Origin of the sequence: Oryzibacter oryziterrae (assembly GCF_021864535.1) — a bacterium.
GTDB classification, from domain to species: domain Bacteria; phylum Pseudomonadota; class Alphaproteobacteria; order Rhizobiales; family Pleomorphomonadaceae; genus Pleomorphomonas; species Pleomorphomonas oryziterrae.
Window position 1 is genome coordinate 145831 of the sequence record NZ_JAKJIC010000009.1, and the last position, 22250, is coordinate 168080.

The window sequence follows — 22250 nt, forward strand, 5'->3', positions numbered from 1 at the left end:
CTCAGGCCGCCTTGGCGCGGCGATGGATCCGCATGGGAAGCGTGTCGCCCGGTCGCAGCGTCAACCGGCAGACCGCCTGCACATGGGCGTCTTCGCCGAGCTGCAGGTCGAAATGCCGCGCCAGCATGGCCAGCGCCAGGATGGCCTCGGTCAGACCGAAGGTCAGCCCGGCGCAGACGCGCGGGCCGGTCGAGAAGGGAATATAGGCATACTTGCCCGGCTTCTCGGTGGCCGTCGGCATGAAGCGATCGGGCACGAAGGCATCCGGCTGCTTCCAGAGCTTCGGGTTGCGATGCAGCAGCCAGGGCGAGACCAGCAGGATCGTCCCCTTCTTGACGGGCTTGCCGTTGACGGTCTCGTCGCGCAAGGCCTCGCGGGCCAGCAGCGGCACCGGCGGATAGAGCCGCAGCGTCTCCTCGATGATCGCCCGGGTGAACTCCAGCTTGGCGAGATCCTGGTGCGTCGGCTCGCGATCGCCGAGTGCTGCGTCCACTTCCTTGTGCAGACGCGCCCGCACGTCGGCGTCCTGAGACACCAGATACCAGGCCCAGGCCAGCGTCGTGGCCGTGGTCTCATAGCCGGCCATGAAGATCACCGCCGCCTCGTTGCGGATCGCGTCGCGGCTGAGCGGCTGGCCGTGGCTGTCCTTGGCCTTGAGCAGCGAGGAGATGATGGAATCGTCCCGCCCCGTCTCGGCGATGGAGGCAATGATCTCGTTCACCGGCGCCAGGATTCGGTTGCCGGCGTTGCGGATCAGCCGGCTGCGGTGACGCGGCACCCAGTCGGGCAGGCCGAGCAGCGACATGACGTCGATCTGGTCGATATGCCGCTGATAGTCGAAGAAGCCACCAACGATCTCGTCCGCATGATGCCGGCTGAGCGTGCTGCCGAACACCGATTTGCAGATGACCCCAGCGGTCAGCCGCGCCATTTCCGACAGCACGTCCACCGTCTGGCCGTCGGGCTGGCTGAACCATTCCTCGCGCCGCTCACCGATCACGCTGATCATGGTCGGCAGGAACTCGCCAAGCCTGTTGGTATGGATGATGGGACCGACGATCTTGCGCCGTTCCTCCCATACCTTGCCGTCCGACACGAACAGTCCGTCACCGAGCAACGGCTGAAGCGCATGCCGCATCTGCGGGCTCTTGCGCTGGAAGGCAGTATGCTTCTTGACGAAGGCTTCCTGCACCATCTCCGGCACGTTGATCAGCATCACCGGCCGACGGATCAACTTGCCATCGATCTGCGCGTTGCCATAGGCGCGCTTGGGAAAGATCGCGAGGAAATTGTTGCGCGCCACCTTGATGAGGTCGATGAAATGCAGCCACTTCTCCGGTCGCTCGGGATAGGGCGGAACAAAGGGCTTGGCCTTGCGAGCCGCCGGCTTTGGCGCTGCGCCGGCCGCTCCGGCTTCCAAAGTCATGTTGTCCATCGACGCCTCAAATCACAAACGCTCTGAAATCCGCTGGCTGTCCCGCACTGCGGGCCAATCACGTGCCTTGCTGCCTGTTTACCGAAGTCGCGGCAAACGCGCCATCCCTTCAGCCAACACCTCTGCCGACAAAACAACGTGAGGGCCGTGTTTGCCTTGCGCTTGCGCCTGATTTCCGCTATAGCCCGCCCGTCCGCGCCGACCCCCCTGGAGGGAGCGCCGGACCGATGGCAACCGCATCGGTCGCTATTGTCGTTTTTGCATAGGAAGGCAACATATCATGGCTCAGACCTACGAGCTCGAAGCCTCCGCGCGCGAACGGGTGGGAAAGGGGTCCGCCCGTGCTCTCCGCCGCGAGGGAAAGATTCCCGCCGTGATCTACGGCGACAAGCAGGCCCCGCTCTCCATCGCCGTCAACGCGAAGGAAGTGTTCCTGAAGCTGCATGCCGGTGGCTTCAAGACCAATGTCGCGACCATCAAGGTCGACGGCACCCCGATCAAGGTCCTGCCGCGCGACTATCAGCTGGATCCGGTCCGTGACACGCTCGTGCACGTCGACTTCATCCGCGTCACCGACAGCACCAAGCTGACCGTGAACGTGCCGGTGCAGTTCATCAACCAGGAGCTCTCGCCTGGCCTCAAGCGCGGTGGCGTTCTCAACGTCGTCGCCCATGAAGTCAAGCTGACCGTGACCGCCAACGCGATCCCGCAGCATGTGGTTGTCGATCTGCAGACCGCCGACATCGGCGACTCGATCCACATCTCCGCCGTGAAGCTGCCGGAAGGCGCCACCGTCGTCGAGCAGGGCGATTTCACCATCGCCTCGGTGACCGGTTCGTCCGCCTCCCAGTCCGCCGGCGCCTGATCGCCCGGTTGACCGATTATGCCAAGTGGCATGGAAATGACACTTGGCGTGCTGCTTTCGAATTTCTCGTGCCCCTGGTGCAAATGAGAAATTCGAAATGTCTTCAACGAGCCGATGCGTCAGCATCCTGGCGAGTTGGCTTTGCCAGGGTTCCGGTCGCAAGATCGGAACCTTTTTTCATTTGGAGGCATGCGTGCTCATTCTCGTCGGTCTCGGCAATCCTGGCCCCAAATATGCCGGCAATCGCCACAACATCGGCTTCATGGCGGCGGACGCCGTTCACGCGCGCCATCGCTTCCCGGCCTGGCGCAAGAACTTCCAGGCCGAAGTCTCCGAGGGCACGATCGGCGGCGAGCGCGTGCTCCTCATGAAACCGCAGACCTACATGAACGAGAGCGGCCGATCCGTTGGCGACGCCGTGCGGTTTCTCAAGCTGCAGCCCGCCGACGTCGTCGTCATGCATGACGAACTCGACCTGCCGCCCGGCAAGCTGCGCATGAAACTCGGCGGCGGCCATGGCGGTCACAACGGCCTCCGCTCCATCTCCTCGCAGATCACCGACGCCTACCGCCGCATGCGCCTGGGCATCGGTCACCCCGGCGTCAAGGAACTCGTCCACGCCCATGTGCTCGGCGACTTCGCCAAGGCCGACCGCGACTGGCTCGACCAGCTGCTGACCGCCATCGCCGACAATGCCGACGATCTCGCCAAGGGTCAGGACGCCACGTTCGCCAACCGCATCCACCTGATCACCGAGCCCAAGAAGGAGCGCAAGCCGAAGACCGAGGCCGCAGCACCCGCGGGCGAGGCAACAGCAGCTCCGGCCAAGACGGACGAAGCCGCGCCACAGGAGAAAAACTCCATGGCCGCCGTGCTGCGCGGCCTGCTGGCAGGCCAGAAGCCGACTCGGAAAGGGCCAAGGTAGGACGCAGACCTCAGCCATCCCATGGCAGCGGAGACAGGCACCGATGCGTATCGCAAGTCTGAAGGAAAATCCGGCGTGGGCCGACATCATCGCCAATCGCTGCTGGCACGCCTGGTGGACCGACAGCGGCGTCTCCCTGACCGACTATCGCGCCGGAATGGACGCCATGATATCGGGCAACGGAATCCCTCTGGCCCTGGTGGCCCACGATGAGGGGCGCTATCTCGGCTCTGTCTTCCTGATCGACAACGATCTCGATGCCCGCCCCACCCTCAAGCCGTGGATCGCGGCCCTTTGGGTCGAGCCGTCAGAAAGACGCCGGGGAATAGCCTCGCAGCTCATCCAGGCTGCACGAGAGGAAGCCCGACGGCTCGAGCACGCCACGGGTTATCTCTGCGCCACCGAAGACAAGACGGCCTTCTATCTCTCCCGCGGCTTCCGCCTGATCGAGCGCGACGTGGACGGACTGAATGTGTTCATGATCCCGTCTCAAGGCGAGGCGACCGAAGGCGGCTCGAAAACGCCGTGAGTTTGTAGTCCTGAATTGCCCCATGACCGTCCGATCCTGCACGATCGGACGCGTTGAGACAGCTGAACCCGCTAGCAGACGAGCGTCGCTGTTCCTGCTTCAACGGAGTTCAAATGCTCAAACGTCTTCTCGCCGCCGTCGCTCTGGTCTGGTCTATCGCCCCGGCATCTCAGGTGCAGGCCTCAACACTGCCGGCCCGCCTCATCGCCGACTTTTCCGGATGGGCTGTTGCCCAGCATATCGCCGACGCCAGCATGGTCGTCTACGATGGCGACAAGGTGGTGGCTCGCTTTGGTAAAGGCCACCGCACGAGTGAGACCCGCGTCCCCGTCGGTAGCCTGTCCAAGGCCATCACCGGCGCTTGCGTCACGCGGCTGGTGGAAAGCGGCAAGCTTTCCTACACCGCCAAACTGCGAACGCTGCTTGCCACCTATCTGAAGAGCCATCCGCCCCGCGACAAGCGTGTCTACGACCTGACCGTTGCGCAGTTGCTGACCCACGCCAGCGGCCTCACCTATGATCCAAGCCAGGGCAACGCGTTCGGCAACTTCGACCCGACGAAAGAGAACCTGCCGGCCCAGTTGGCCATCGCCCTCAGCAAGCCGCTCGGGCAAACCCCGGGCGCATCGTTCAACTACAACAACATGAACTATGCCGCCTTGTCGCTGATCATCGAGACGGTGACGCACCAGCCCTATGAGGCTGTCTGCAAACGCCTTGTCCTGCGCCCGGTGGGCATCAAGACCGCCCGACTGATGCCGAAGCTGAAGATCATGTCCGGCTACGGCAGCTGGGAGATGTCGGCGACGGACTATGGTCGCTTCACCGCCTATTTCCGTCCCGCCAGCCGGCTGTTGCGGACCCACCTCAAGGATTGGCCGAAGATCGAGACCAGCAACGGCATCGTCTATTCCATCGGCGCCCTCGCCTATGAAGAAGCTCCCTGGCAGATCTTCTGGCACTTCGGCCAGATCGACCTTTCGCTTGCGGACAGCGAAGTGCACACGGGCGCGGTCTTCATCAACTGGAGCAACCGCTATCGTGTTGTCGCGACCTATCGGGCTTCGCCGTCGGATTCGGCGCTGGCCGAACTGTTCAACACGCTCGACGGCGATGTGCGATAAGCCGCCGGTGTCCGCCCGACATGCCTCGAGAAGGCCGCGTGGAAGGTCGATTTCGAGTTGAAGCCGACGGCCATCGCAATGTCCACGACCGGCAGTTCGGTCGTGGACAGCAGCACGCAGGCAGCCCTCACGCGGGCGGAGTTGACCGCGTCCGCATAGCTGATCCCCTTGGCCCCATTCAGGGCCTGCGACAGCACATTCGGCCGGACTCCGACCTTGGAAGCAAGCTTGGGCAGACTGAGCGTGGAATCGCTGTGAACGTCAGGCCGCTCAAGCAGCTCCAATGCCCGCATCGCGACGTCTTGGGCCCTCTCCGGCGGCAAAGGCGACTTGAGATACTTGTCGATCGTCGCCACCACAGGGGCGGGCCGCTCGACAAGGCCCGTCGCCCGAACAAGACCGAACACCGACAAGGTCGCAACGGCGACGATGGACGGCAGCTCCAGCAGACGCGTGCCGAATTCCGACAGGCCGCCCAGCGGCCCCGCCACCATTGCCGCAATCTCCAGCGCCAGCAAGGCGCCAAGACCGACGACCAAGGCCATCGACCAGCTTGAACGCGAGGGATTGGCCAACACCCGCCGCGTTGCAGAGACCATGTAGACCACTTGCAAGCCCATCGTCGCGATGTCCAGCGCGACAAGCGGCACGCTCGTGAGCATCAGAACCGGGCCAACGTCGGCTACGGTCGCCGGCCGTTCGATGAACGCCAAGGTGACAGCCGGCACCGCGAACAGGCCAGCGAGACCCGGAAGCAGCGCGTGCCGCCGCAGCGATCGCTCTTTCAGCCCGAACAAGTGGATGAAGAAGGCCGGTGCAATCACGGAACTGGCGACGATGTTGAGCCCATAGAGCTCGATCGTGGCGCCGACCTCCTGCGGCTCGTCAAGCGAGGTGACCGTCGTTGCGGCAAGGCCCACCAGCGCCACGGCCAGCGACGCGAGCTGCCGCGTTCGGATCGCCGGTTGGGCGGCCAGAACGGCGGCGGTCAACAGCGCTTGCCCGAACACGGCCCACCCCAGGGCGCCGGCGAACTCATTCAATCCCTGCAATCGGCAACTCTCCCCTTGACGGCCCGGCCTTCAGAGGCCACACAGCCTGCAAATCTCTGACTAGCCCCTTTTCTGCGAGTTTCACCATGGGTTTCAAGTGCGGTATCGTTGGTCTGCCGAATGTGGGCAAGTCCACGCTGTTCAACGCGCTCACCAAGACGGCCGCCGCGCAGGCTGCCAACTATCCTTTCTGCACCATCGAGCCGAACACCGGCGAAGTGGCCGTGCCCGATCCGCGCATGCCGCCGCTGGCCGAGAAGGCCAAGTCCGCCCAGGTCGTGCCGACGCGCATCACCTTCGTCGACATCGCCGGTCTCGTGCGCGGCGCCTCCAAGGGTGAAGGCCTCGGCAACCAGTTCCTTGCCAACATCCGCGAAGTCGACGCCATCGTCCACGTGCTGCGCTGCTTCGAGGATGGCGACATCACCCATGTGGAAGGCCGCATCGATCCGATCGCCGACGCCGAAACCGTCGAGACCGAGCTGATGCTGTCCGACCTCGACAGCCTCGAACGCCGCGTCGTGCCGCTGCGCAAGCGTGCCCAGGGCGGCGACAAGGATCTCAAGGAACAGGTCGAGCTGATGGACCTCGCCCTCGAGGCCCTGCGCGACGGCAAGCCGGCCCGCACGGTCAGCGTGCCCAAGGGTTCCGAGCAGGCGTTCAAGACGCTGAACCTGCTGACCTCCAAGCCCGTGCTCTACGTCTGCAATGTCGAGGAAGCCTCGGCCGCCACCGGCAACAGCCAGTCGGCCCGCGTCTACGAGATGGCCGCCTCCCAGGGCGCCAAGGCGGTGATCATCTCCGCCGCCATCGAATCCGAAGTCGCCCAGCTGGACGATGCCGAGCAGAAGGAGTTCCTGGAGACCCTCGGCCTCGAAGAGCCCGGCCTCGACCGCCTGATCCGCGCCGGCTACGAGCTGCTCGGCCTGATCACCTATTTCACCTGTGGCCCGAAGGAATGCCGTGCCTGGACCATCATGGCCGGCACCAAGGCCCCGCAGGCCGCCGGCGTCATCCACACCGACTTCGAACGCGGCTTCATCCGCGCCCAGACCATCGGCTACGACGACTACATGACCTACGGCGAAGCCAAGTGCAAGGAACTGGGCAAGGCCCGCGACGAAGGCAAGGAATATGTGGTGCAGGACGGCGACGTGATGCTGTTCAAGTTCAACACCTGATCCCGCGCACCCGCTCTGTGTTCCAGCGCTTCAGTCCAGCAGGCGGGCCTCGGCCCCCGCCTGCTGGGCGAGTTTGACGGCTCGTCTGTCAAAGGACACAAAGACCTCGCCGCCCATGAAACGCCCGTCATGGGCGATCACCCCGTCGGCAAAGTCGCCACCGCCTTCCAGGAAGGCAAGCCCGACTTCGACGGCGGCACGGTTGGCCACCACGCCGCGCGTCTCAAGCAGCGCCCTGATGGTGGCGGCAATATCCGCCTTTGCCACTTTGTAGGCGCGGTCGAGCACCCAGACCAACTCGCAGAAGACCTGCAAGCTGACAAAGACCGCTTCAGCCGCGCCCAGCGCCTCGGCGGCTGCCTTGGATTGGGCAGGGTCGTCGTCGGTGAAGAGACGCACCAGCACATTCGTATCGGCAATGACCTTCATCGCTTGAAGCCACCCGCTTCGGCGCCGGCATCGGCAATCGCTTCGTTGATTTCATCGATGGTGAGACCGCGGTCCTCCGACTTGCCCTTGAGGACGCCGCGGAGTGCCGAAAATGAGCCAGAGGGCCGCGCAGCCCTGAGCTCGGCCCGCCCATCCGGCAGGAGTTCCACCTGAAGCTTGTCGCCTGGCTGCAGATCGAGATGACGCAAGATGTCACGGCGCAGCGTTACCTGGCCACGACTGGTAATGGACAAGGTCGCCACGGCTCGCCTCCGTTTCCCACCCTGACAAGGTAATGTAAAATTACCTTATCTGCAAGGAGCCCACCCACCCGACAAGGCGATCAGCCTACAGCTTCACCGCCCTGAGCTTCTCGTAATAGGGCATGGCCGCCTCGGCGATCCGGGCCAGTTCCAGCGGCAAGGCGCTGATCTCCGCATCGGCCTTGTCCGGTCCGAAGGCAGTGGAAGCCTCCACCGCATGATACCAATGCGGCGCCCAGACCCCATCGGTCGCCCGCCGCCCGGCCGGCCAGGACAGCATGGCCGGATCGAAGGCAAGGCCGAGCGCTCCACACAGCCGCGAGAGCGTTGCCGCCGGATCGGCCAGCACGTCGCGCCCCTCCACCACCACCGGCACCTTGCCCGTGCGCTCGGCGACCCGATCGAAAATCTCCGCCTGCTGGCGAAAGCCGATGTCGTCGAGGCTGACGTCCTCTCGCTTCATCACATAGGAGGCCAGCACGCTGGCCGGATGGCGCAGCAGGAAGGCGTTGGTTACCCGGTCGAGCCAGTCAAGCGAGAAGGCCGGGATCATGTGGTGGGTCATGTGCTTCTGGTAGAACACCGTCTTTCCCTGCGGCAGAGCGCCCAGCAGCGCCGCTTCCACCTTCAACGGATCGCTTTCATGGGCGGCGAGTATCTCCGCATTCATCGGATGCACGATGCCGGTGGTCTTGAGATAGGCCGCATAATAGGGCTCGTCCCAGACGTGGCAGTCGGCCCGGTTGCCGAAGGATCGCATCATCGCGGTGGAGATATTGCGTGGTCCCGACCACATGGCGATGCGAACGATCTCCTGCGACATTGCTTCTCCTCAAGCCCCTGGCGCCCAGACGGCGTCACATGAACCGCAGATGAACAGGAGATTCGGGTCGGGTTCAAGCGCCCTGTCCTATTCTGGCCACAGTTCGCTCGCCAACAGGCCCATCATGATCCGCTTCCTGATCGCCGTCCTGCTTCTCTCCGCTTCCATCGTCGCGGCCCGATCCGGCATCGACGAAACGTCCATATTGGCGGTCGATGGCATCGGGCAGTTGACCGGCGTCGCCGGCGCCGGAGCCTGGACCGAATGGTCCACTCCCTGACTGCAGCGACAGTCCTCGAACGCGCGTGAAGCGACCGGACGAACCGCCAAGACCGGCCGAGCAATGCAAAAAGGGCGGCAGCACCTCGGTGCCACCGCCCGCTTGACCTTCAAAACGGCAAATCCTTACGCCGAGCGATAGCTCATGCGGCCGGCCACCTCGTCGAGAGCATCCTGCTCGGCGGCCTCCTGCGCTCCACGTTCGCGCAGGTGATCGCGCTCCTCGAGGAGCTCGATCTTCTTCATGTCTTCAATGGCCTCGGACAGGGCTGCCTGTGCTGCATCGAGCTGTCCCCTGAGATCGTTGGCCGACCCCATGAGATTGTCACGACGCGCCATGGCCGCCTTGGCAAAGGTCGGATAGGCGAAATGCGTTATGTCCGTGATGCCCGAGCGCTTCTGCTCGGCCAGAATCTGGTCATCGAGTTCCGACGCCATGCGCTCGAACTCGGCGATCATCATCTCGATTTGCACCACTTGCCGACGTTTCTCGTCGACCTGGAAACGCTTGAGCCGGATGAGACTGTTACGCGACTTCATTTACTTGAACTCCCCGGAATGGTCGTACCTTAACCCAACAGTACTTTCCAAAAGGTGAGCGAGTTCGCGGTATCCGTCATATCGACTCGTGTTTTCTTCCTTTCCTTGCGTCAGAAAGCGCTCCAGCGGCCCGTTGAGGGCAATCGCCTGGTCAACTTCGGGGTTTGTGCCCTTGCGATAGGCCCCGAGCCGGATCAGCTCCTCCATGTCGGTATAGGTCGACATCAGCCGCTTGGCGTCACGCAGCATGTCGCGGAACTCCGGCTCGACGCAGCCCGGCATGGTGCGCGATACCGATTTCAGCACGTTCACCGCCGGATAGCGCCCCCGCTCGGCGATGGCGCGTTCCATGACGATATGGCCGTCCAGAATGCCGCGCACGGCGTCCGCGACCGGCTCATTGTGATTGTCGCCGTCCACGAGCACGGTGAACAGCCCGGTGATCGATCCGCCGCTCGCACGCCCCGGGCCAGCCCGTTCGAGCAGGCGCGGCAGTTCCGAGAACACCGTCGGCGTATAGCCCTTGGACGTCGGCGGTTCGCCGGCCGACAGGCCGATCTCGCGCTGGGCCATGGCAAAGCGCGTCACCGAGTCCATGAGGCACAGGACGTCGAGACTCTGGTCGCGGAAAAACTCGGCAACGGTCAGCGTCAGATAGGCTGCCTGGCGCCGCATCAAGGGCGACTCGTCGGAGGTCGCCACCACCACCACGGACCGTGCAAGGCCCTCCTCCCCGAGGTCGTCCTCGATGAACTCCTGCACTTCGCGCCCGCGCTCGCCCACAAGCCCGATCACCGACACGTCGCACCCGGTATAGCGCGCCAGCATCGACAGCAGCACCGACTTGCCGACACCTGAGCCGGCAAAGATGCCCATGCGCTGACCGCGGCAGCAGGTCGCAAAGGTGTTGAGCACGCGCACGCCGAGATCGATCGGCCCGCCCACGCGCGTCCGCTCGGCTGCTTGCGGCGGCGAGGCCCGAAGCGGCATTTCGTCCGTTCCCTGATGGATCGGCCCCTTGCCGTCGATCGGCTCACCGAAGGCGTTGACCACCCGACCGAGCCAGGCAGAAGACGGACGGACCGTCGCCGCATTGGCAACAATCGCCGCCTTTGCCCCGAGACGGACGCCCTCCATCGAGCCGAACGGCAGGCAGAGGGCATTGTCGCCCCGAAAGCCGACCACCTCCACCGACACCTGCGACCCGCCAAATCCGGTCACGGACAGCCGCGATCCCACGCTCATTTCCTGCACCGGCCCGGCCACTTCCACCAGCAGCCCCTGGACGGAGGAAACCCGTCCATAGACCTCCAGCGGCCGGATCCTTGCGATTTCGGAAATGAGACCGTCAAGCGACATCGAAAAAACGTTTCCCGGTGATTCGAATTTGATGAGCCAGTGTAACCCTTCGTTAAGAGAGGTCGTTAATGATTTGTCAGATGTCCCGAGCCATCGCGGCTGATCGGCGGAGGGCCTGTGGAAAAGGATTCAAGACTGAGTCAGCTGAGTCACTTAGGTCAAAATCTTAATGTGCTGCGTGAGCGGTCTTGAGTCGGATTTTGCTTGGAATCTGAAGGGTATGACAGAAAAATACGGGTATATTTTTCAAATCCCTTGCAGGCAAGAATCATAATTTGTTAACCATTAGACGCTAGCCTTGGATCCGATAGTGTTTGACCGGCTGAAGCCGGAGCCGAGCTTCCGACAGAACGTCGGGTCCGAGGCCCTAGAAAAAGGGGATTTAGGCATGCGAGTTTTGCTGATCGAGGACGACAGCGCGACCGCACAGAGCATCGAGCTGATGCTGAAGTCCGAGAGCTTTAACGTCTACACGACCGACCTCGGTGAGGAAGGTATCGACCTTGGAAAGCTCTACGACTACGACATCATTCTGCTCGACCTCAATCTGCCGGACATGTCCGGCTATGAGGTTCTGCGCACGCTGCGGGTATCCAAAGTCAAGACCCCGATTCTGATTCTGTCAGGCCTGGGCAACATCGAAGACAAGGTGCGGGGCCTCGGCTTCGGCGCCGACGACTACATGACGAAGCCGTTCCACAAGGACGAGCTGATCGCGCGCATCCACGCCATTGTGCGCCGCTCGAAGGGTCATGCCCAGTCGGTCATCGTCACGGGCGACCTCGTGGTCAACCTCGACACCAAGACCGTGGAAGTCAACGGCAACCGCGTGCATCTGACCGGCAAGGAATATCAGATGCTCGAGCTGCTCTCGCTCCGCAAGGGCACCACGCTCACCAAGGAAATGTTCCTGAACCATCTCTATGGTGGCATGGACGAGCCCGAGCTGAAGATCATCGACGTCTTCATCTGCAAGCTGCGCAAGAAGCTGGCCAACGCCACTGACGGGCGCAACTACATCGAGACCGTCTGGGGCCGCGGCTATGTGCTGCGCGAGCCGGACGAGATCCAGGAAGCCGTCTGACACAAACAGTATGTTCGCAGCCGCGCGTTTCCCCTTTGCGGGTGGACTGCAATACAGACAAGCTCCGGTTCGCCGGAGCTTTTTTGTTTTGAACTATTCATTCAATTCAATATATCCTTTGCCTGCTAGCGAAAATATTTTCAGTATTTAACCGACGACACTCAAATATTTCCTTTGAAATGGACATATTTACTATTTGTTCTATCTTGACCGGCAAACTCTGAAAAACATCAACCAATATATATTTCTCTCCATCGAGGTCACTCCATGCTGTTACTTCTTGGGCGCCTGTCCATCCTGGCCAAGATCATCACTCTGACGATCATCGTCAGCACGACAGCTGTCGTGATTGCCATGTTCGGGCGCATGGAGTTCGAGCGACTGTCGACAACGATGGTGGAAGTCGGACAGGGCGAAGCTGCAGCGCGCGAGGCCATGGACCTGCGCATCGACGTCATCGCCATCAGCCGGATGACCTACCAACTCGCCCAGGAACCGAACCGATCGGCCGACTTCCGCACTGAAGCTGAACGTCGCATCCAGGAGATGGGCGATCGCTTCCCGATCATCCTCGCCTCCGCCGACGCCACGGAAGCAGGGCTGCTGAACGACGTGCGCAGTGCACTGGACGTCTATTTCGCGTCGGTGCGGGCAATGGTCGACGTCGCCGCCAGCAAGGCCACCGATCAGGCTGCCGTCAAGCAGGCGCTCGATGGCTGCCTCGACAAGCAAAAGCAGGTCACCACCGCGGTGAAGGCCTACAATGCCTATTCGGCAGACCGCATGAGCGCATTGCGCCAGGGCGCTCTGGATGCAGCAGGGGCGAGCGAGAGGCAGTTGACCCTGGTCGCCGTCGTCGGCGTGCTCTTGGCCCTGGGTCTTGGCATCCTTGCGGGTCGCAACCTGATCGCCCGGCCGATCCAGCTCCTGACGCAGGTCATGCTGCGCCTCGCCGGTGGCGACCTCGACACGGCCGTCCCGTCGTCGAAGGCAAAGGACGAAATCGGCCACATGACCGAGGCCGTCCACATCTTCAAGAACAACCTCCTGCGCAATCGCTCGCTCGAGCTTGAAGCCTCCGACCAGCGCGCCGCCGCCGAAGCCCAACGCCGCGACTTCCTGGCGATCACCGCCTCGCGTTTCGAGGGCGAGATCGGCGACATCATGGATCACCTGGCGACCGCCACCAACGACGTCCGTGCCATCGCGGACAACCTCTGCGCCGATTCCGCCTCGACGCTGGCAAAGTCGACGGCCGTCGCCTCGGCCGCCGAGGAAACGACCGCCAATGTGACCGCCATGTCGAGCGCAACCGAAGAGCTGGGAGCCTCTGTCAACGAGATTGCCCGCCAGGTCGAGAACGCCAGCACCATGTCCCAGAGCGCCGTCACCCAGGCCGACCGCATGGCGACAATCGTCAAGAGTCTCAGCGAAGGCGCAGAGAAGATCGGCGACATCGTTCAGCTGATCGCCAACATCGCCAGCCAGACCAACCTGCTCGCCCTCAATGCAACCATCGAGGCCGCCCGGGCCGGCGAACTTGGCAAGGGCTTCGCCGTGGTGGCTGCCGAAGTGAAGGGGCTGGCCGACCAGACCAGCAGGGCCACGTCGGAAATCTCGGCGCAGATCTCGGCCATCCAGGAGACCACCGGCGAGGTGGTGTCGGTGATCGGCCTCGTCACCGATCAGATCAAGTCGATGAGCGGGACCGCCACGGCGATCGCCGACTCCGTCACCCAGCAGGGCATCGCCACCAACGAGATCCTCGGCGCCGTCGTCCAGGCCTCGTCAGGCACACGCGAAGTCTCGCGCAACATCGCCGACGTGGCAGGCTCCGCCGGTCAGACCCGGGACGCGGCAACAACGCTTCTCGCCCGCATGACCCAGCTCGCCCAGCAGACCGAAGACGTCAAGCGGCGCGTCCAGGGCTTTGCCAGTTCCGTACGAGCTGCCTGAGACCAGTCTTGCGATTTGGAGCCAAGTGCCGTCCGGTCACACCACCGGGCGGCGGTCAGTCTTCCGCGCCCTTGAAGCTCTTGGGCAGGCTCACCGACGCTTCCCCGCCGGTCTCCGCCTTGATCCAGGCGGCAACACCACGCCCGGCGGCCTCCACGCCCAGAACCTCGATCGCGGGCTGCTGATAGGGATGGTTGGCGACGATTGCCGTGAACAGGGACTCGACGAACTCGTCCCGCGTCTTGAGTGACAGCAGCACTTCCTCGTCCTCGTTCACCTCCCCCATCCAGCGATAGATCGAGAAGACACCCGGCACGATGTTGGCGCAGGCAGCCAGCCGACGGTCCACCACGAGGCGACCAATCTTCTTGGCAACATCGAGATCAGGGCAAGTGACATTGACAATGCGAAGGTCAAGAGGGGGCCGACTCATGCAGTCCTCGGAATGGTTTGCTTTTCAATGAACCCATGCTAGAGCATTGCATGAAAATAGTTAAGCATATTCACGCGTCAGCTGCGCTATCTCCTTGAAATCCGGACGGAAGATTAGCCCTCTCAGGGAAAGCGCAAACCTTGCCGGTGCCTCACTGACTTGACACCGGCAGCGCCGCAAACGATGACAAGGCGTTCGGTGGAACACCGTGACGAAGCCAGAATAACCGCTAGCGAGAGCCATGTCCCACCGCCATCTTCCGTCCTTCGAGCGGCTTGCCTTTGTCGCCAGCGACACCGAGGAGGCCCAGGCCGCCCGCACCGCCCTCGTCGATCGCTATGGCGCCGTCACGCCGGCCGAGGCCGATACGATCATCGCGCTCGGCGGCGACGGCCTGATGCTGCAGACGCTGCACCAGTTCATCAACTCCGATAAGCCCATCTACGGCATGAACCGTGGCTCGGTCGGCTTCCTGATGAACGAGTTCCGGCTTGAGGGCTTGCGCGAACGCCTGTCCAACTCGGTGGTCACCGCGCTGCATCCCCTCACCATGCACGCCACCAACGTGGCCGGTGAGACCCGCGTGGCCAAGGCCTTCAACGAAGTTTCGCTGCTGCGCCAGACCTACCAGGCCGCCAAGCTGCGCATCACGATCGACGACAAGGTGCGCCTTGAGGAACTGGCCTGCGACGGCGTGCTGGTCTCCACGCCCGCCGGCTCGACCGCCTACAATCTCTCGGCCCACGGGCCGATCCTGCCGATCCACGTGCCCCTGCTGGCGGTCACGCCCATAAGCGCTTTCCGGCCGCGCGGCTGGCGCGGTGCCGTCATCCCCAACCGCTGCTCGATCATCATCGATACGCTGGAGCCGGAGAAGCGCCCCGTCTCGGTGTCGGCCGACCATCAGGAAGTGCGCGATGTGCTGCGCGTCGCGGTCAAGGAAGACGTGCGCCAGCGCAGCCTGATCCTGTTCGACCGCGACCACAGCTGGGAAGAGCGAGTGCTGGTCGAACAGTTTCGAACCTGATCGGGAAACTGTTCCTTAAGGGCCGGCAGGCATGATGGCCATCAGGACTGTCTCGTCCAGCAGGGAGCCGGATGGAAACGAAGATGCCGCTTGCAGCCGAGGCGACCGAGTATATAGAGGCCAAGAACGACCTCCGAAAGAAGGTTCGCGAGATCCGCAGCCGTTCGCCGGCTGATGATCCGGTCAAGCGCGCAGAAACCGCCCTTCAGATCCTGTCGACCCATTTCGACGACTGGATGAAGGACGAGATCGAGGTCATGTCCGAGACGCACAAGGCCTGGCTTGCCGTCGGCCTGCGCGCCGGGACCGAGAAGCAGACCTTTTTCCGCGCCGTGCATGACGTGAAGGGGCAGGCCACCACCCTCGGCTTTCCGCTGGCGTCCCAGGTTGCCGGCAGCCTCTGCAACATCCTTGAACGCGTTGACGAGACAAAGCCCCAGCCGGCAGAGCTGATTGCTCAGCATGTGGACGCCGTCCGCGCCATCTTCCGCGAAAAGGCCAAGGACGAGAACGACAGGATCGGCTCGCAGCTGTCGGCCGCCCTGATTGCGGTGGCCAAGGAATATCTGGCCGTCCACGGCATCCCCGAAGCCACCGACGACGAACTCTTCGTCGACGATCACGAGTAAGCCGCGCGCAATCGCCCGCAGGCTTCTGATCTCATTTCGGTTGAAATCCTTCAGGCGACCGTCAGGCCGCCTGTGACAGATCGTCTGCGTTGGCCGCCGCGGCATCGCGCGCCCGGCGCATCTGCGCCCGCGCCGCCTCGCGCGCCGCTTCTGCAGCAAGGCGCCGCAGCATGGCAAGGAGATCGTCCACATCCGCCTGCGCGAACTGCTGGTACCGGGTCAGCACCCGCTCCACCATCCGCCGTGCAAAGCGGAAGCGATCGCCGATGGCCCCGTCATACTCCAGCTCCCGCCAGACTTCGAGCGCAGCGATGAAGGCCGCATGGCTCCGCTCGGGCAGACCGGCCCGTTCGAACAGAGCCCGCAGCGCCGCCTCCCGTCCGTCCACCAGCAAGGCATAGACCCGCGGCGATGGAATGCCCGTCAGGATCGACAAGGCCACCTCCAGGAAGCGCAAGTGCCCCTGGCACATGGAGCGGATCAGCAGCGACGTGGTCAGTTGCCCCGACGCCCTCAGATGCTGCACGAGGGCTTCCAGATCGTCCTCGTCGGCATCATGGGCGAGCAGCACCGTCGCCTTGTCGCAGGCGTCGCGCACCACGTTGCGCGCCCGCTTCTCCGGCATCCAGTCCCGCGTGACAAGGAACAGGTTGAGCTTGGCGCCGAGCGAGGCGATCAGCGACTGGCGCACCGCCAGCGGCAGGTCATCGCGGGCAAACAGCGCCTCGCGCACGTCGCCATCCTCGCCAAAGCGCGCGGCAATGGTGCGGAAGGTAATTTCGTCGAGATCCGCGCCCTCGTTGGCGATCATCGCCAGAACGGCCTCACGGTCGCCCTCGTCGGCAATGGCCTGGGAAACGGCAAAGGAGATCCACGGCCGGCTCGCCACCGCCACCTGAACACGGGCGCCGGCGGAGCCAACCGCTTCGATCAGTTCGCTGTCGATGAGACAGGGCGACCTGCGGAAGATGACTTCGGACACCAGCGGCAGGTCGTGCGACAGGGCGATGATCATGTGCCGCGGCGCGGCTTCATGGATGGCGATGGCTTCGGCAAAACTGCGCCGCACGTCGATCGACGGATCGTCCAGCAACATCGTCAGCGCCGTCTCGATCGCTTCGCGACGCGGAGCCGACTGCTGCGGCTGGAAGTAGCTGCGCACCAGCGGCGGAATGGCAGACGCGCGAGCCTGAGAGGGCGCCTTTTCCAACCAGTCCAACAGCCGCAACACCACCATGGGTCACCCGATCGTCAGCAGTCCGGCGAAAACGCAATCGCACCAAAGACCTGATGCGGCCGCTTTGCCTTCCTGCCGATGTTCACATGCGGGGTGTTAAAGATTGGTTCATCATAACAATTAACCATGATCGTGCGGAGCCTTGCCGTCGGAAGACAGCGGGCAGTCAGCTGTCCTTGAGGAACTGCGCCAGATCGAGCGGTCCGTCCTTCAGGTCTGTCGGCGGAATCTGACCGGGCTGCACGGCACGCAAGGCCGCACTCAGGCGGGCGGCGGAATCGGCAGACTTGGCCATGGCTGCGGCGTCAACGGCCACGGCAACGTCGAACATGCCGGGCGTCTGCGAGAATCCGCGCCAGAAGGCAGCAGCCGCCACCGGGTTCTTTGAGACATTGTTGCGGAACAGCGAGGAAAAAGCGTCTGAACTATCGGCTGCCTTCCAGCCGGACTTGATTTCATTCGTCGCACCGGTGCCGTCCGCATAGGCAAGACCGGACGTCGGGTCCCCTTCCCCATTGACGCCCAGTGCGTCGAAGGCCGTCATCACCCGGTCGCTCGCGGGCACCAACGGCGAGTCATTGCCGTGTTTGGCCACCAGATTGGCGTAGACCTCGGAGACGGACCGCGGCTGTCCCTTGTCGTAGAAAATCGCCCGGTTGGCGTTTGCCTGCTTGGGAAACAACTCCGACGCCGACTGATTCGGCGAGGAGGCCGCCGAGTTGATCAGCTGCGCCGCCCCCTGCGCGCCCAGGAAATGCGCTATATAGAGTTCGCCCGAGGTCGCCTCGCGCCCAAGCTTGCCTTGCAGAAACTCGGCATTCTTGCGCGTGTAGGCACCCGCCATCAACGAAGCTACTTCGGGATCGTTGCGCAGCGACAGGATCGCATCGCGCGCCTTCGGGTCAGCGACGAAGTAGCGACCGCGGCTGTCCTGCGTGATCTGGTCGGAATATTGCGACAGCCCGAGCTCGGGGCCCGACTGCTTCATCGTCTCGAGCCACGTGCCCTCGACGAACTGAAACAGACCGGTGGCCGACGATGTGCTCGCCTTGGCCTCCGTGTTCAAGGCCGATTCGCGTTGGGCTGTGTCGAGAAGATACTGGAAGGACGTGCCGGTGCTGTCGCTGGCCGCATCAAAGGCCTGCTGAATACGCCCGGAAATACCGGCGTTGCTCGTCGAGGTGTTCGGCACCGTCCGCTGGGGCGGTTGCGCATATACCCACTGGAAAACGGGTTTCATTGCATTCCACCAGCTAGTTTACCGGGCGGATGCCAGAGACGCGGAACAAAGACACTTGGACAGGAACCCGACCTCGGTTAGTTATTTGTTAAGAACTTCCGCCAATATGGTTAAGGAATGGTAAATGCCGTTTGCCTTTCAATATCTTTCTGGAAATTGCACGGAAATCTTCGGCAATCGCCACGAAATACTAAAAAATCCCATAGTAATTTCCCGCAAGACCCTATCCTTTTTGAGCGAAGCCACAGAAAACGCCCCGTCGCCCGAGCAAATCAAGGAGCTGATCGCCCAAGGTCTGCGTGCGATCATCCTGACCGCCAACGAAGAAACCGACATTATATCAAAGACTTCCGCCGCACTTGCTGTCGCGGAAGCGCTTGCCGGCGTCGATGAGGGGCACGTTGAGATCATCGCCCTTGTCGCAGGCGCAGGTGCCGCCATGTCGTTGCCCTGGCGTCAGCTTCCCTCCAAGCGATTGACAGCCATAGGGCTTGCACCGGAGCTTCTGGAAACACATTGGGGCCCATCCCCCGCCACAAAGGTTAACCCGGCTCTCGACCTCGTCGCGGCCAATGTCTTGCTGACCGCCGCAAGCCATCGCCTGCTGGCCTTTGTACAACAAGACGACGACTCCAGCCGATTTCACGCCAGATGGCATGGATTTACGCACTATTTGTCATGAATTTGGACTAGCCATATCACTGCCACTTCCGTTTACTGGCTGTTGGCTTGAGCCGAAGCAAAATCGGCGTCCACACCGGCGCATCCGTCCTGTAAGGTTCGGACGCGCGAGTTGCGTATTGCAGGGAAGCGGAGCGCTGCGGGCCGAGACTGTGCCGCCTCTGTCTCCCTGATTGGTTCGTTTGCTATTTCAAGGACATGCCTGTGGCAAAAATTGTTCCCGTCATTCTCGCCGGTGGTTCCGGTACCCGGCTCTGGCCCGCTTCGCGCGATGCCTTTCCCAAGCAGTTCCAGCCGCTTGTCGGTGAACTTTCCACCGATCAGCAGACCCTGAAGCGCGTGGCTGCCGGCGACCTTTTCGATGATCCCGTGGTCGTCACCTCCGACGCTTTCCGCTTCTTCGCGCGCCGGCAGGCGAGCGACGTCGGCGTCAACGCCACCGTGGTTCTTGAGCCCGCCCGCCGCGATTCGGCCGCGGCCATGGCTGCGGCCGCCGCCTTCGTTGAAAAGACGCGCCCCGGCTCCGTCGTGATGGCTCTAGCCGCCGACCATGTGGTGCTCGACGACGAGATCTTCCGCGACGCCGTTCGCCTCGGCCTGGAAGCCGCCTCGGTCGGCAAGATCGTCGTCTTCGGTCTGGTTCCCACCGAACCCAAGACCGCCTATGGCTACATCAACCCCGGCAAGCCGCTCGACGGTAACGAGGATCTCTGTCTCGTTGAAGCCTTCGTCGAAAAGCCGAACGCGTCCACCGCGCTCGACTACATGAGGAAGGGCTTTCTGTGGAACTCCGGCAACTTCCTGTTCCGTGCCGACCGCATGGTCGATGAACTGGCCCTCTACGCGCCGGACATCATGGAAGTCGCCGCCCGGGCCGTTGACCGGGCCAGCGAGGACATCGGCTTCTGGCGTCTCGACGAGGCCAGCTTCTCGGAAGCCCGCAAGACCTCCATCGACTATGCCGTCATTGAAAAGACGCGCGAGATCGCCGTGGTGAAAGGCCGCTTCCGCTGGTCCGACGTCGGCGCCTGGGATGCCATCTGGCAGGTCTCCGACAAGGACGAGAGCGGCAATGCCCTGCACGGCGACGCCGTCGCCATCGCCTCCAAGGACTGCCTGATCCACAGCAGCGGCATCTTGACCACCGTCGTCGGTGCCGAAGACCTCCTCGTCGTCGCCACGCCCGACGCCGTCATGGTTGCCCCGCGCGACCGGGCGCAGGACGTGAAGACGCTGGTCGACACGCTGAAGGCCAAGGGCCGCCCCGAGGCCACGATCCATCGTCGTGACTATCGCCCCTGGGGCTATCTGGAATCGGTGGATGCCGGCGCCCGCTTTGCGGTCAAGCGCATCGTGGTCGATCCGGGTGGCGTCCTGTCGCTGCAGCGCCATCTTCACCGCTCCGAACATTGGGTGGTGGTGAACGGCACGGCCTCGATCCAGATCGACACCCAGCCCGAACGCATCGTCACCATCAACGAGTCGGTCTATGTGCCTCTCGGCACCGTACATCGCCTGTCCAACAAGGGCCGCATCCCCTTGGAGCTCATCGAAGTACAGACCGGTTCCTATCTCGGCGATGACGACATCGAGCGCCTCGACGACGTCTACAGCCGTCCCTGAGGATCCATGCGTCAGCCGCTCGGCTGCGGGCCCTGCAAATCTGCCAGAGCCCACTAGCGAAACGGTCGGTTGATCATTATCCTCTGTCTCGCCGCGCGCCGCCGGCCCGTCCGGCAGCGAGCGGCTTGGTTTTTCGGCCTGTCCAGCCCGCGCAGGGACAGAGCTTTGACGGATTTCAGCAAAGGGGAAACGGGGTAGCGACCCGAGACGACAATGGGTTACCTGTTCGAAATCGGGATCGTATTCTGCCTGCTCGTCTTGAACGGCTGGTTTTCCATGTCAGAGCTTGCGGTGGTGTCATCACGCCGCTCCCGCCTTGAGGCCATGGCCGAAGCCGGCAACAAGGGAGCCCGCACGGCGCTGTCCCTTGCCTCAAATCCGGGCCGGTTCCTCTCCTCCGTCCAGATCGGCATCACGCTGGTCGGCATCTTCGCAGGCGCCTATTCGGGCGCCACGCTGGCCGATCCGCTCAATGCCTGGTTCGTCAGCCTCGGCATCCCCGCATCCGTCGCCGATGCGCTGGCGATCGTCGTCGTGGTTGGCTCCATCACCTTCCTGTCGCTGGTGATTGGCGAACTGGTGCCCAAGCGCATCGCGCTGTCCAATCCGGAGGGGGTCGCCGCCTTCGTGGCCCGCCCCCTCGCGGCCATCGCCTATTTCGCCAGCCCCATCGCTTTCCTGCTGGAGAAATCCAGCCATGTGCTGATGCGCCTCTTCCGCATCCCGGAGAACAGCGACGCAAGGGTGACGGAAGAGGAGATCCGCGCGGTCATCGCCGAAGGCACCAACTCCGGCATCCTTGAACCCGAGGAAAAGGAGCTGATGGCCGGCGTCATGCGCTTTGGCGATCGCTCCATTCGCGCCGTCATGATCCCGCGCCCGGACATCACCGGCATCGACCTCGATTGGGACCGCGACCGCATCATCGAAGCCATCGCCAATTCGTCCCACTCGCGCTACCCGGTCTTCTCCGGCTCCATCGACATGGTGCAGGGTGTCGTCCAGGCCAAGGACCTCCTTGACCAGAAGCTGCGCGGTGAAGCCTTCGACCTCAAGAGCCGCATCCGCCCAATCGACATGGTCCCCGACACCGCTTCGGCCCTCGACGTGCTGGAAACCCTTCGCAAGTCGCCGCTGCAGATGGTGATGGTCATCGATGAATATGGTTCGGTGGAAGGCATGGTGACCGCCGCCGACATCCTGGAAGCCATCATCGGCAATCTCGGCGAACAGTCCGGCTCGGACGCCAGTTCCATCGTCGAGCGTGAGGACGGCAGCTGGCTGATCGATGCCGACCTTGGCGTCGACCTCGTTGCCGATCGCATCGGCCTCAAGGCGCTGAACGATCCCGACCGCGACTACGAGACGCTCGCTGGCTTCGTTCTCTCCGTCTCCAAGGAAATTCCGTCCACCGGCGACATCGTCACCTGGCGCGGCTGGCGTTTCGAGGTGGTGGACATGGATGGACGCCGCATCGACAAGCTGCTGGTGTCGATGCCAAGCGAAGCTTGATTCCCGGGATCAAAGCCCCACAAG

23 protein-coding genes are annotated in these 22250 nt (G+C 63.1%); 13 read left to right on the forward strand and 10 right to left on the reverse strand.

Going from position 1 to position 22250, the window contains the following annotated elements; translation table 11 throughout:
* Position 1: 1 nt before the first annotated feature.
* Positions 2-1426, reverse strand: coding sequence for a cytochrome P450 (locus L2I41_RS11650; protein ID WP_237153727.1), 1425 nt, complete (start codon positions 1424-1426; stop codon positions 2-4).
* Between the two features lie 289 nt (positions 1427-1715).
* Here L2I41_RS11650 and L2I41_RS11655 point away from each other — a divergent pair, with 289 nt between their 5' ends.
* The 4 genes from L2I41_RS11655 (at position 1716) to L2I41_RS11670 (ending at position 4878) form a co-directional block, all read left to right on the forward strand.
* Positions 1716-2300 carry a 50S ribosomal protein L25/general stress protein Ctc gene (locus L2I41_RS11655; protein WP_237153728.1) on the forward strand — a complete coding sequence of 195 codons (585 nt, stop codon included), beginning with the start codon at positions 1716-1718 and terminating at the stop codon, positions 2298-2300.
* A 193-nt stretch (positions 2301-2493) separates the two neighbouring features.
* Positions 2494-3225: an aminoacyl-tRNA hydrolase gene (pth, locus tag L2I41_RS11660; RefSeq protein WP_237153729.1), complete on the forward strand. Its 732-nt coding sequence runs from the start codon at positions 2494-2496 to the stop codon at positions 3223-3225.
* A 43-nt stretch (positions 3226-3268) separates the two neighbouring features.
* Positions 3269-3754, forward strand: a complete 486-nt coding sequence (locus tag L2I41_RS11665; protein WP_237153730.1) for a GNAT family N-acetyltransferase — start codon at positions 3269-3271, stop codon at positions 3752-3754.
* Between the two features lie 113 nt (positions 3755-3867).
* The gene (locus L2I41_RS11670) at positions 3868-4878 is read left to right on the forward strand and encodes a serine hydrolase domain-containing protein (RefSeq protein WP_237153731.1); all 1011 of its coding nucleotides are present in this window, start codon (positions 3868-3870) and stop codon (positions 4876-4878) included.
* Here L2I41_RS11670 and L2I41_RS11675 read toward each other — a convergent pair.
* Positions 4809-5930, reverse strand: coding sequence for a helix-turn-helix domain-containing protein (locus tag L2I41_RS11675; protein ID WP_237153732.1), 1122 nt, complete (start codon positions 5928-5930; stop codon positions 4809-4811). The genes L2I41_RS11670 and L2I41_RS11675 overlap by 70 nt on opposite strands.
* An 86-nt stretch (positions 5931-6016) precedes the next feature.
* Between L2I41_RS11675 and ychF the strand changes: the two genes are divergently transcribed.
* A complete protein-coding gene (gene ychF, locus L2I41_RS11680) occupies positions 6017-7111 on the forward strand; it encodes a redox-regulated ATPase YchF (RefSeq protein WP_237153733.1) in 1095 nt (364 codons plus the stop codon).
* A gap of 30 nt (positions 7112-7141) precedes the next feature.
* Here the strand turns inward: ychF and L2I41_RS11685 are convergent, their stop codons facing one another.
* The 3 genes from L2I41_RS11685 to L2I41_RS11695 form a co-directional block, all read right to left on the reverse strand.
* Positions 7142-7540, reverse strand: a complete 399-nt coding sequence (locus tag L2I41_RS11685) for a type II toxin-antitoxin system VapC family toxin (protein WP_237153734.1) — start codon at positions 7538-7540, stop codon at positions 7142-7144.
* A complete protein-coding gene (locus L2I41_RS11690; RefSeq protein ID WP_237153735.1) occupies positions 7537-7803 on the reverse strand; it encodes an AbrB/MazE/SpoVT family DNA-binding domain-containing protein in 267 nt (88 codons plus the stop codon). The genes L2I41_RS11685 and L2I41_RS11690 overlap by 4 nt, the downstream gene beginning before the upstream one ends.
* A gap of 85 nt (positions 7804-7888) precedes the next feature.
* Complete coding sequence (locus L2I41_RS11695) at positions 7889-8626, reverse strand: sulfotransferase-like domain-containing protein (protein ID WP_237153736.1); 738 nt, start codon at positions 8624-8626, stop codon at positions 7889-7891.
* A 49-nt stretch (positions 8627-8675) separates the two neighbouring features.
* Here L2I41_RS11695 and L2I41_RS11700 point away from each other — a divergent pair, with 49 nt between their 5' ends.
* Positions 8676-8906, forward strand: a complete 231-nt coding sequence (locus tag L2I41_RS11700; RefSeq protein WP_237153737.1) for a hypothetical protein — start codon at positions 8676-8678, stop codon at positions 8904-8906.
* 125 nt (positions 8907-9031) lie between these two features.
* Here L2I41_RS11700 and fliJ read toward each other — a convergent pair whose 3' ends face one another.
* On the reverse strand, positions 9032-9445 hold the full coding sequence (gene fliJ, locus L2I41_RS11705) for a flagellar export protein FliJ (RefSeq protein WP_237153738.1): 414 nt from the start codon (positions 9443-9445) through the stop codon (positions 9032-9034).
* Entirely contained in the window at positions 9446-10804 is a 1359-nt protein-coding gene (gene fliI, locus L2I41_RS11710) for a flagellar protein export ATPase FliI (protein WP_237153739.1), read from the reverse strand.
* A gap of 388 nt (positions 10805-11192) precedes the next feature.
* Here fliI and ctrA point away from each other — a divergent pair, with 388 nt between their 5' ends.
* Both ctrA and L2I41_RS11720 read left to right on the forward strand, forming a co-directional pair.
* On the forward strand, positions 11193-11888 hold the full coding sequence (ctrA, locus tag L2I41_RS11715; RefSeq protein WP_026792093.1) for a response regulator transcription factor CtrA: 696 nt from the start codon (positions 11193-11195) through the stop codon (positions 11886-11888).
* A gap of 267 nt (positions 11889-12155) precedes the next feature.
* Entirely contained in the window at positions 12156-13844 is a 1689-nt protein-coding gene (locus L2I41_RS11720; RefSeq protein ID WP_237153740.1) for a methyl-accepting chemotaxis protein, read from the forward strand.
* Positions 13845-13899: 55 nt separating this feature from the next.
* On the opposite strand, the gene cutA is transcribed toward L2I41_RS11720, so the two are convergent.
* Positions 13900-14277, reverse strand: coding sequence for a divalent-cation tolerance protein CutA (gene cutA, locus L2I41_RS11725; protein ID WP_237153741.1), 378 nt, complete (start codon positions 14275-14277; stop codon positions 13900-13902).
* Positions 14278-14518: 241 nt separating this feature from the next.
* On the opposite strand from cutA, the gene L2I41_RS11730 reads away from it, so the two are divergent.
* Positions 14519-15304: an NAD kinase gene (locus L2I41_RS11730; RefSeq protein WP_237153742.1), complete on the forward strand. Its 786-nt coding sequence runs from the start codon at positions 14519-14521 to the stop codon at positions 15302-15304.
* Between the two features lie 83 nt (positions 15305-15387).
* Complete coding sequence (locus tag L2I41_RS11735) at positions 15388-15933, forward strand: Hpt domain-containing protein (protein ID WP_237153743.1); 546 nt, start codon at positions 15388-15390, stop codon at positions 15931-15933.
* A 61-nt stretch (positions 15934-15994) separates the two neighbouring features.
* On the opposite strand, the gene L2I41_RS11740 is transcribed toward L2I41_RS11735, so the two are convergent.
* Both L2I41_RS11740 and L2I41_RS11745 read right to left on the reverse strand, forming a co-directional pair.
* The gene (locus L2I41_RS11740) at positions 15995-17152 is read right to left on the reverse strand and encodes a DUF2336 domain-containing protein (RefSeq protein WP_237153744.1); all 1158 of its coding nucleotides are present in this window, start codon (positions 17150-17152) and stop codon (positions 15995-15997) included.
* A 184-nt stretch (positions 17153-17336) separates the two neighbouring features.
* Positions 17337-18410 carry a lysozyme family protein gene (locus L2I41_RS11745; RefSeq protein WP_237153745.1) on the reverse strand — a complete coding sequence of 358 codons (1074 nt, stop codon included), beginning with the start codon at positions 18408-18410 and terminating at the stop codon, positions 17337-17339.
* Between the two features lie 124 nt (positions 18411-18534).
* Here L2I41_RS11745 and L2I41_RS11750 point away from each other — a divergent pair, with 124 nt between their 5' ends.
* The 3 genes from L2I41_RS11750 (at position 18535) to L2I41_RS11760 (ending at position 22226) form a co-directional block, all read left to right on the forward strand.
* Complete coding sequence (locus L2I41_RS11750) at positions 18535-19092, forward strand: hypothetical protein (RefSeq protein ID WP_237153746.1); 558 nt, start codon at positions 18535-18537, stop codon at positions 19090-19092.
* 197 nt (positions 19093-19289) lie between these two features.
* Positions 19290-20714, forward strand: a complete 1425-nt coding sequence (locus L2I41_RS11755; protein WP_237153747.1) for a mannose-1-phosphate guanylyltransferase/mannose-6-phosphate isomerase — start codon at positions 19290-19292, stop codon at positions 20712-20714.
* Between the two features lie 213 nt (positions 20715-20927).
* Positions 20928-22226 carry a hemolysin family protein gene (locus L2I41_RS11760; protein WP_255720175.1) on the forward strand — a complete coding sequence of 433 codons (1299 nt, stop codon included), beginning with the start codon at positions 20928-20930 and terminating at the stop codon, positions 22224-22226.
* Positions 22227-22250 lie beyond the last annotated feature (24 nt).

What these genes read in the sequence shown, in the direction of transcription:
- L2I41_RS11650 (WP_237153727.1), bottom strand. Translation starts at nt 1,426, where the DNA reads ATGACTTTGGAAGCCGGAGCGGCCGGCGCAGCGCCAAAGCCGGCGGCT.
- L2I41_RS11655 (WP_237153728.1), top strand. Translation starts at nt 1,716, where the DNA reads ATGGCTCAGACCTACGAGCTCGAAGCCTCCGCGCGCGAACGGGTGGGA.
- L2I41_RS11665 (WP_237153730.1), top strand. Translation starts at nt 3,269, where the DNA reads ATGCGTATCGCAAGTCTGAAGGAAAATCCGGCGTGGGCCGACATCATC.
- L2I41_RS11670 (WP_237153731.1), top strand. Translation starts at nt 3,868, where the DNA reads ATGCTCAAACGTCTTCTCGCCGCCGTCGCTCTGGTCTGGTCTATCGCC.
- ychF (WP_237153733.1), top strand. Translation starts at nt 6,017, where the DNA reads ATGGGTTTCAAGTGCGGTATCGTTGGTCTGCCGAATGTGGGCAAGTCC.
- L2I41_RS11685 (WP_237153734.1), bottom strand. Translation starts at nt 7,540, where the DNA reads ATGAAGGTCATTGCCGATACGAATGTGCTGGTGCGTCTCTTCACCGAC.
- L2I41_RS11695 (WP_237153736.1), bottom strand. Translation starts at nt 8,626, where the DNA reads ATGTCGCAGGAGATCGTTCGCATCGCCATGTGGTCGGGACCACGCAAT.
- L2I41_RS11700 (WP_237153737.1), top strand. Translation starts at nt 8,676, where the DNA reads ATGAACAGGAGATTCGGGTCGGGTTCAAGCGCCCTGTCCTATTCTGGC.
- fliJ (WP_237153738.1), bottom strand. Translation starts at nt 9,445, where the DNA reads ATGAAGTCGCGTAACAGTCTCATCCGGCTCAAGCGTTTCCAGGTCGAC.
- fliI (WP_237153739.1), bottom strand. Translation starts at nt 10,804, where the DNA reads ATGTCGCTTGACGGTCTCATTTCCGAAATCGCAAGGATCCGGCCGCTG.
- ctrA (WP_026792093.1), top strand. Translation starts at nt 11,193, where the DNA reads ATGCGAGTTTTGCTGATCGAGGACGACAGCGCGACCGCACAGAGCATC.
- L2I41_RS11720 (WP_237153740.1), top strand. Translation starts at nt 12,156, where the DNA reads ATGCTGTTACTTCTTGGGCGCCTGTCCATCCTGGCCAAGATCATCACT.
- cutA (WP_237153741.1), bottom strand. Translation starts at nt 14,277, where the DNA reads ATGAGTCGGCCCCCTCTTGACCTTCGCATTGTCAATGTCACTTGCCCT.
- L2I41_RS11730 (WP_237153742.1), top strand. Translation starts at nt 14,519, where the DNA reads ATGTCCCACCGCCATCTTCCGTCCTTCGAGCGGCTTGCCTTTGTCGCC.
- L2I41_RS11735 (WP_237153743.1), top strand. Translation starts at nt 15,388, where the DNA reads ATGCCGCTTGCAGCCGAGGCGACCGAGTATATAGAGGCCAAGAACGAC.
- L2I41_RS11745 (WP_237153745.1), bottom strand. Translation starts at nt 18,410, where the DNA reads ATGAAACCCGTTTTCCAGTGGGTATATGCGCAACCGCCCCAGCGGACG.
- L2I41_RS11750 (WP_237153746.1), top strand. Translation starts at nt 18,535, where the DNA reads ATGCCGTTTGCCTTTCAATATCTTTCTGGAAATTGCACGGAAATCTTC.
- L2I41_RS11755 (WP_237153747.1), top strand. Translation starts at nt 19,290, where the DNA reads ATGCCTGTGGCAAAAATTGTTCCCGTCATTCTCGCCGGTGGTTCCGGT.
- L2I41_RS11760 (WP_255720175.1), top strand. Translation starts at nt 20,928, where the DNA reads ATGGGTTACCTGTTCGAAATCGGGATCGTATTCTGCCTGCTCGTCTTG.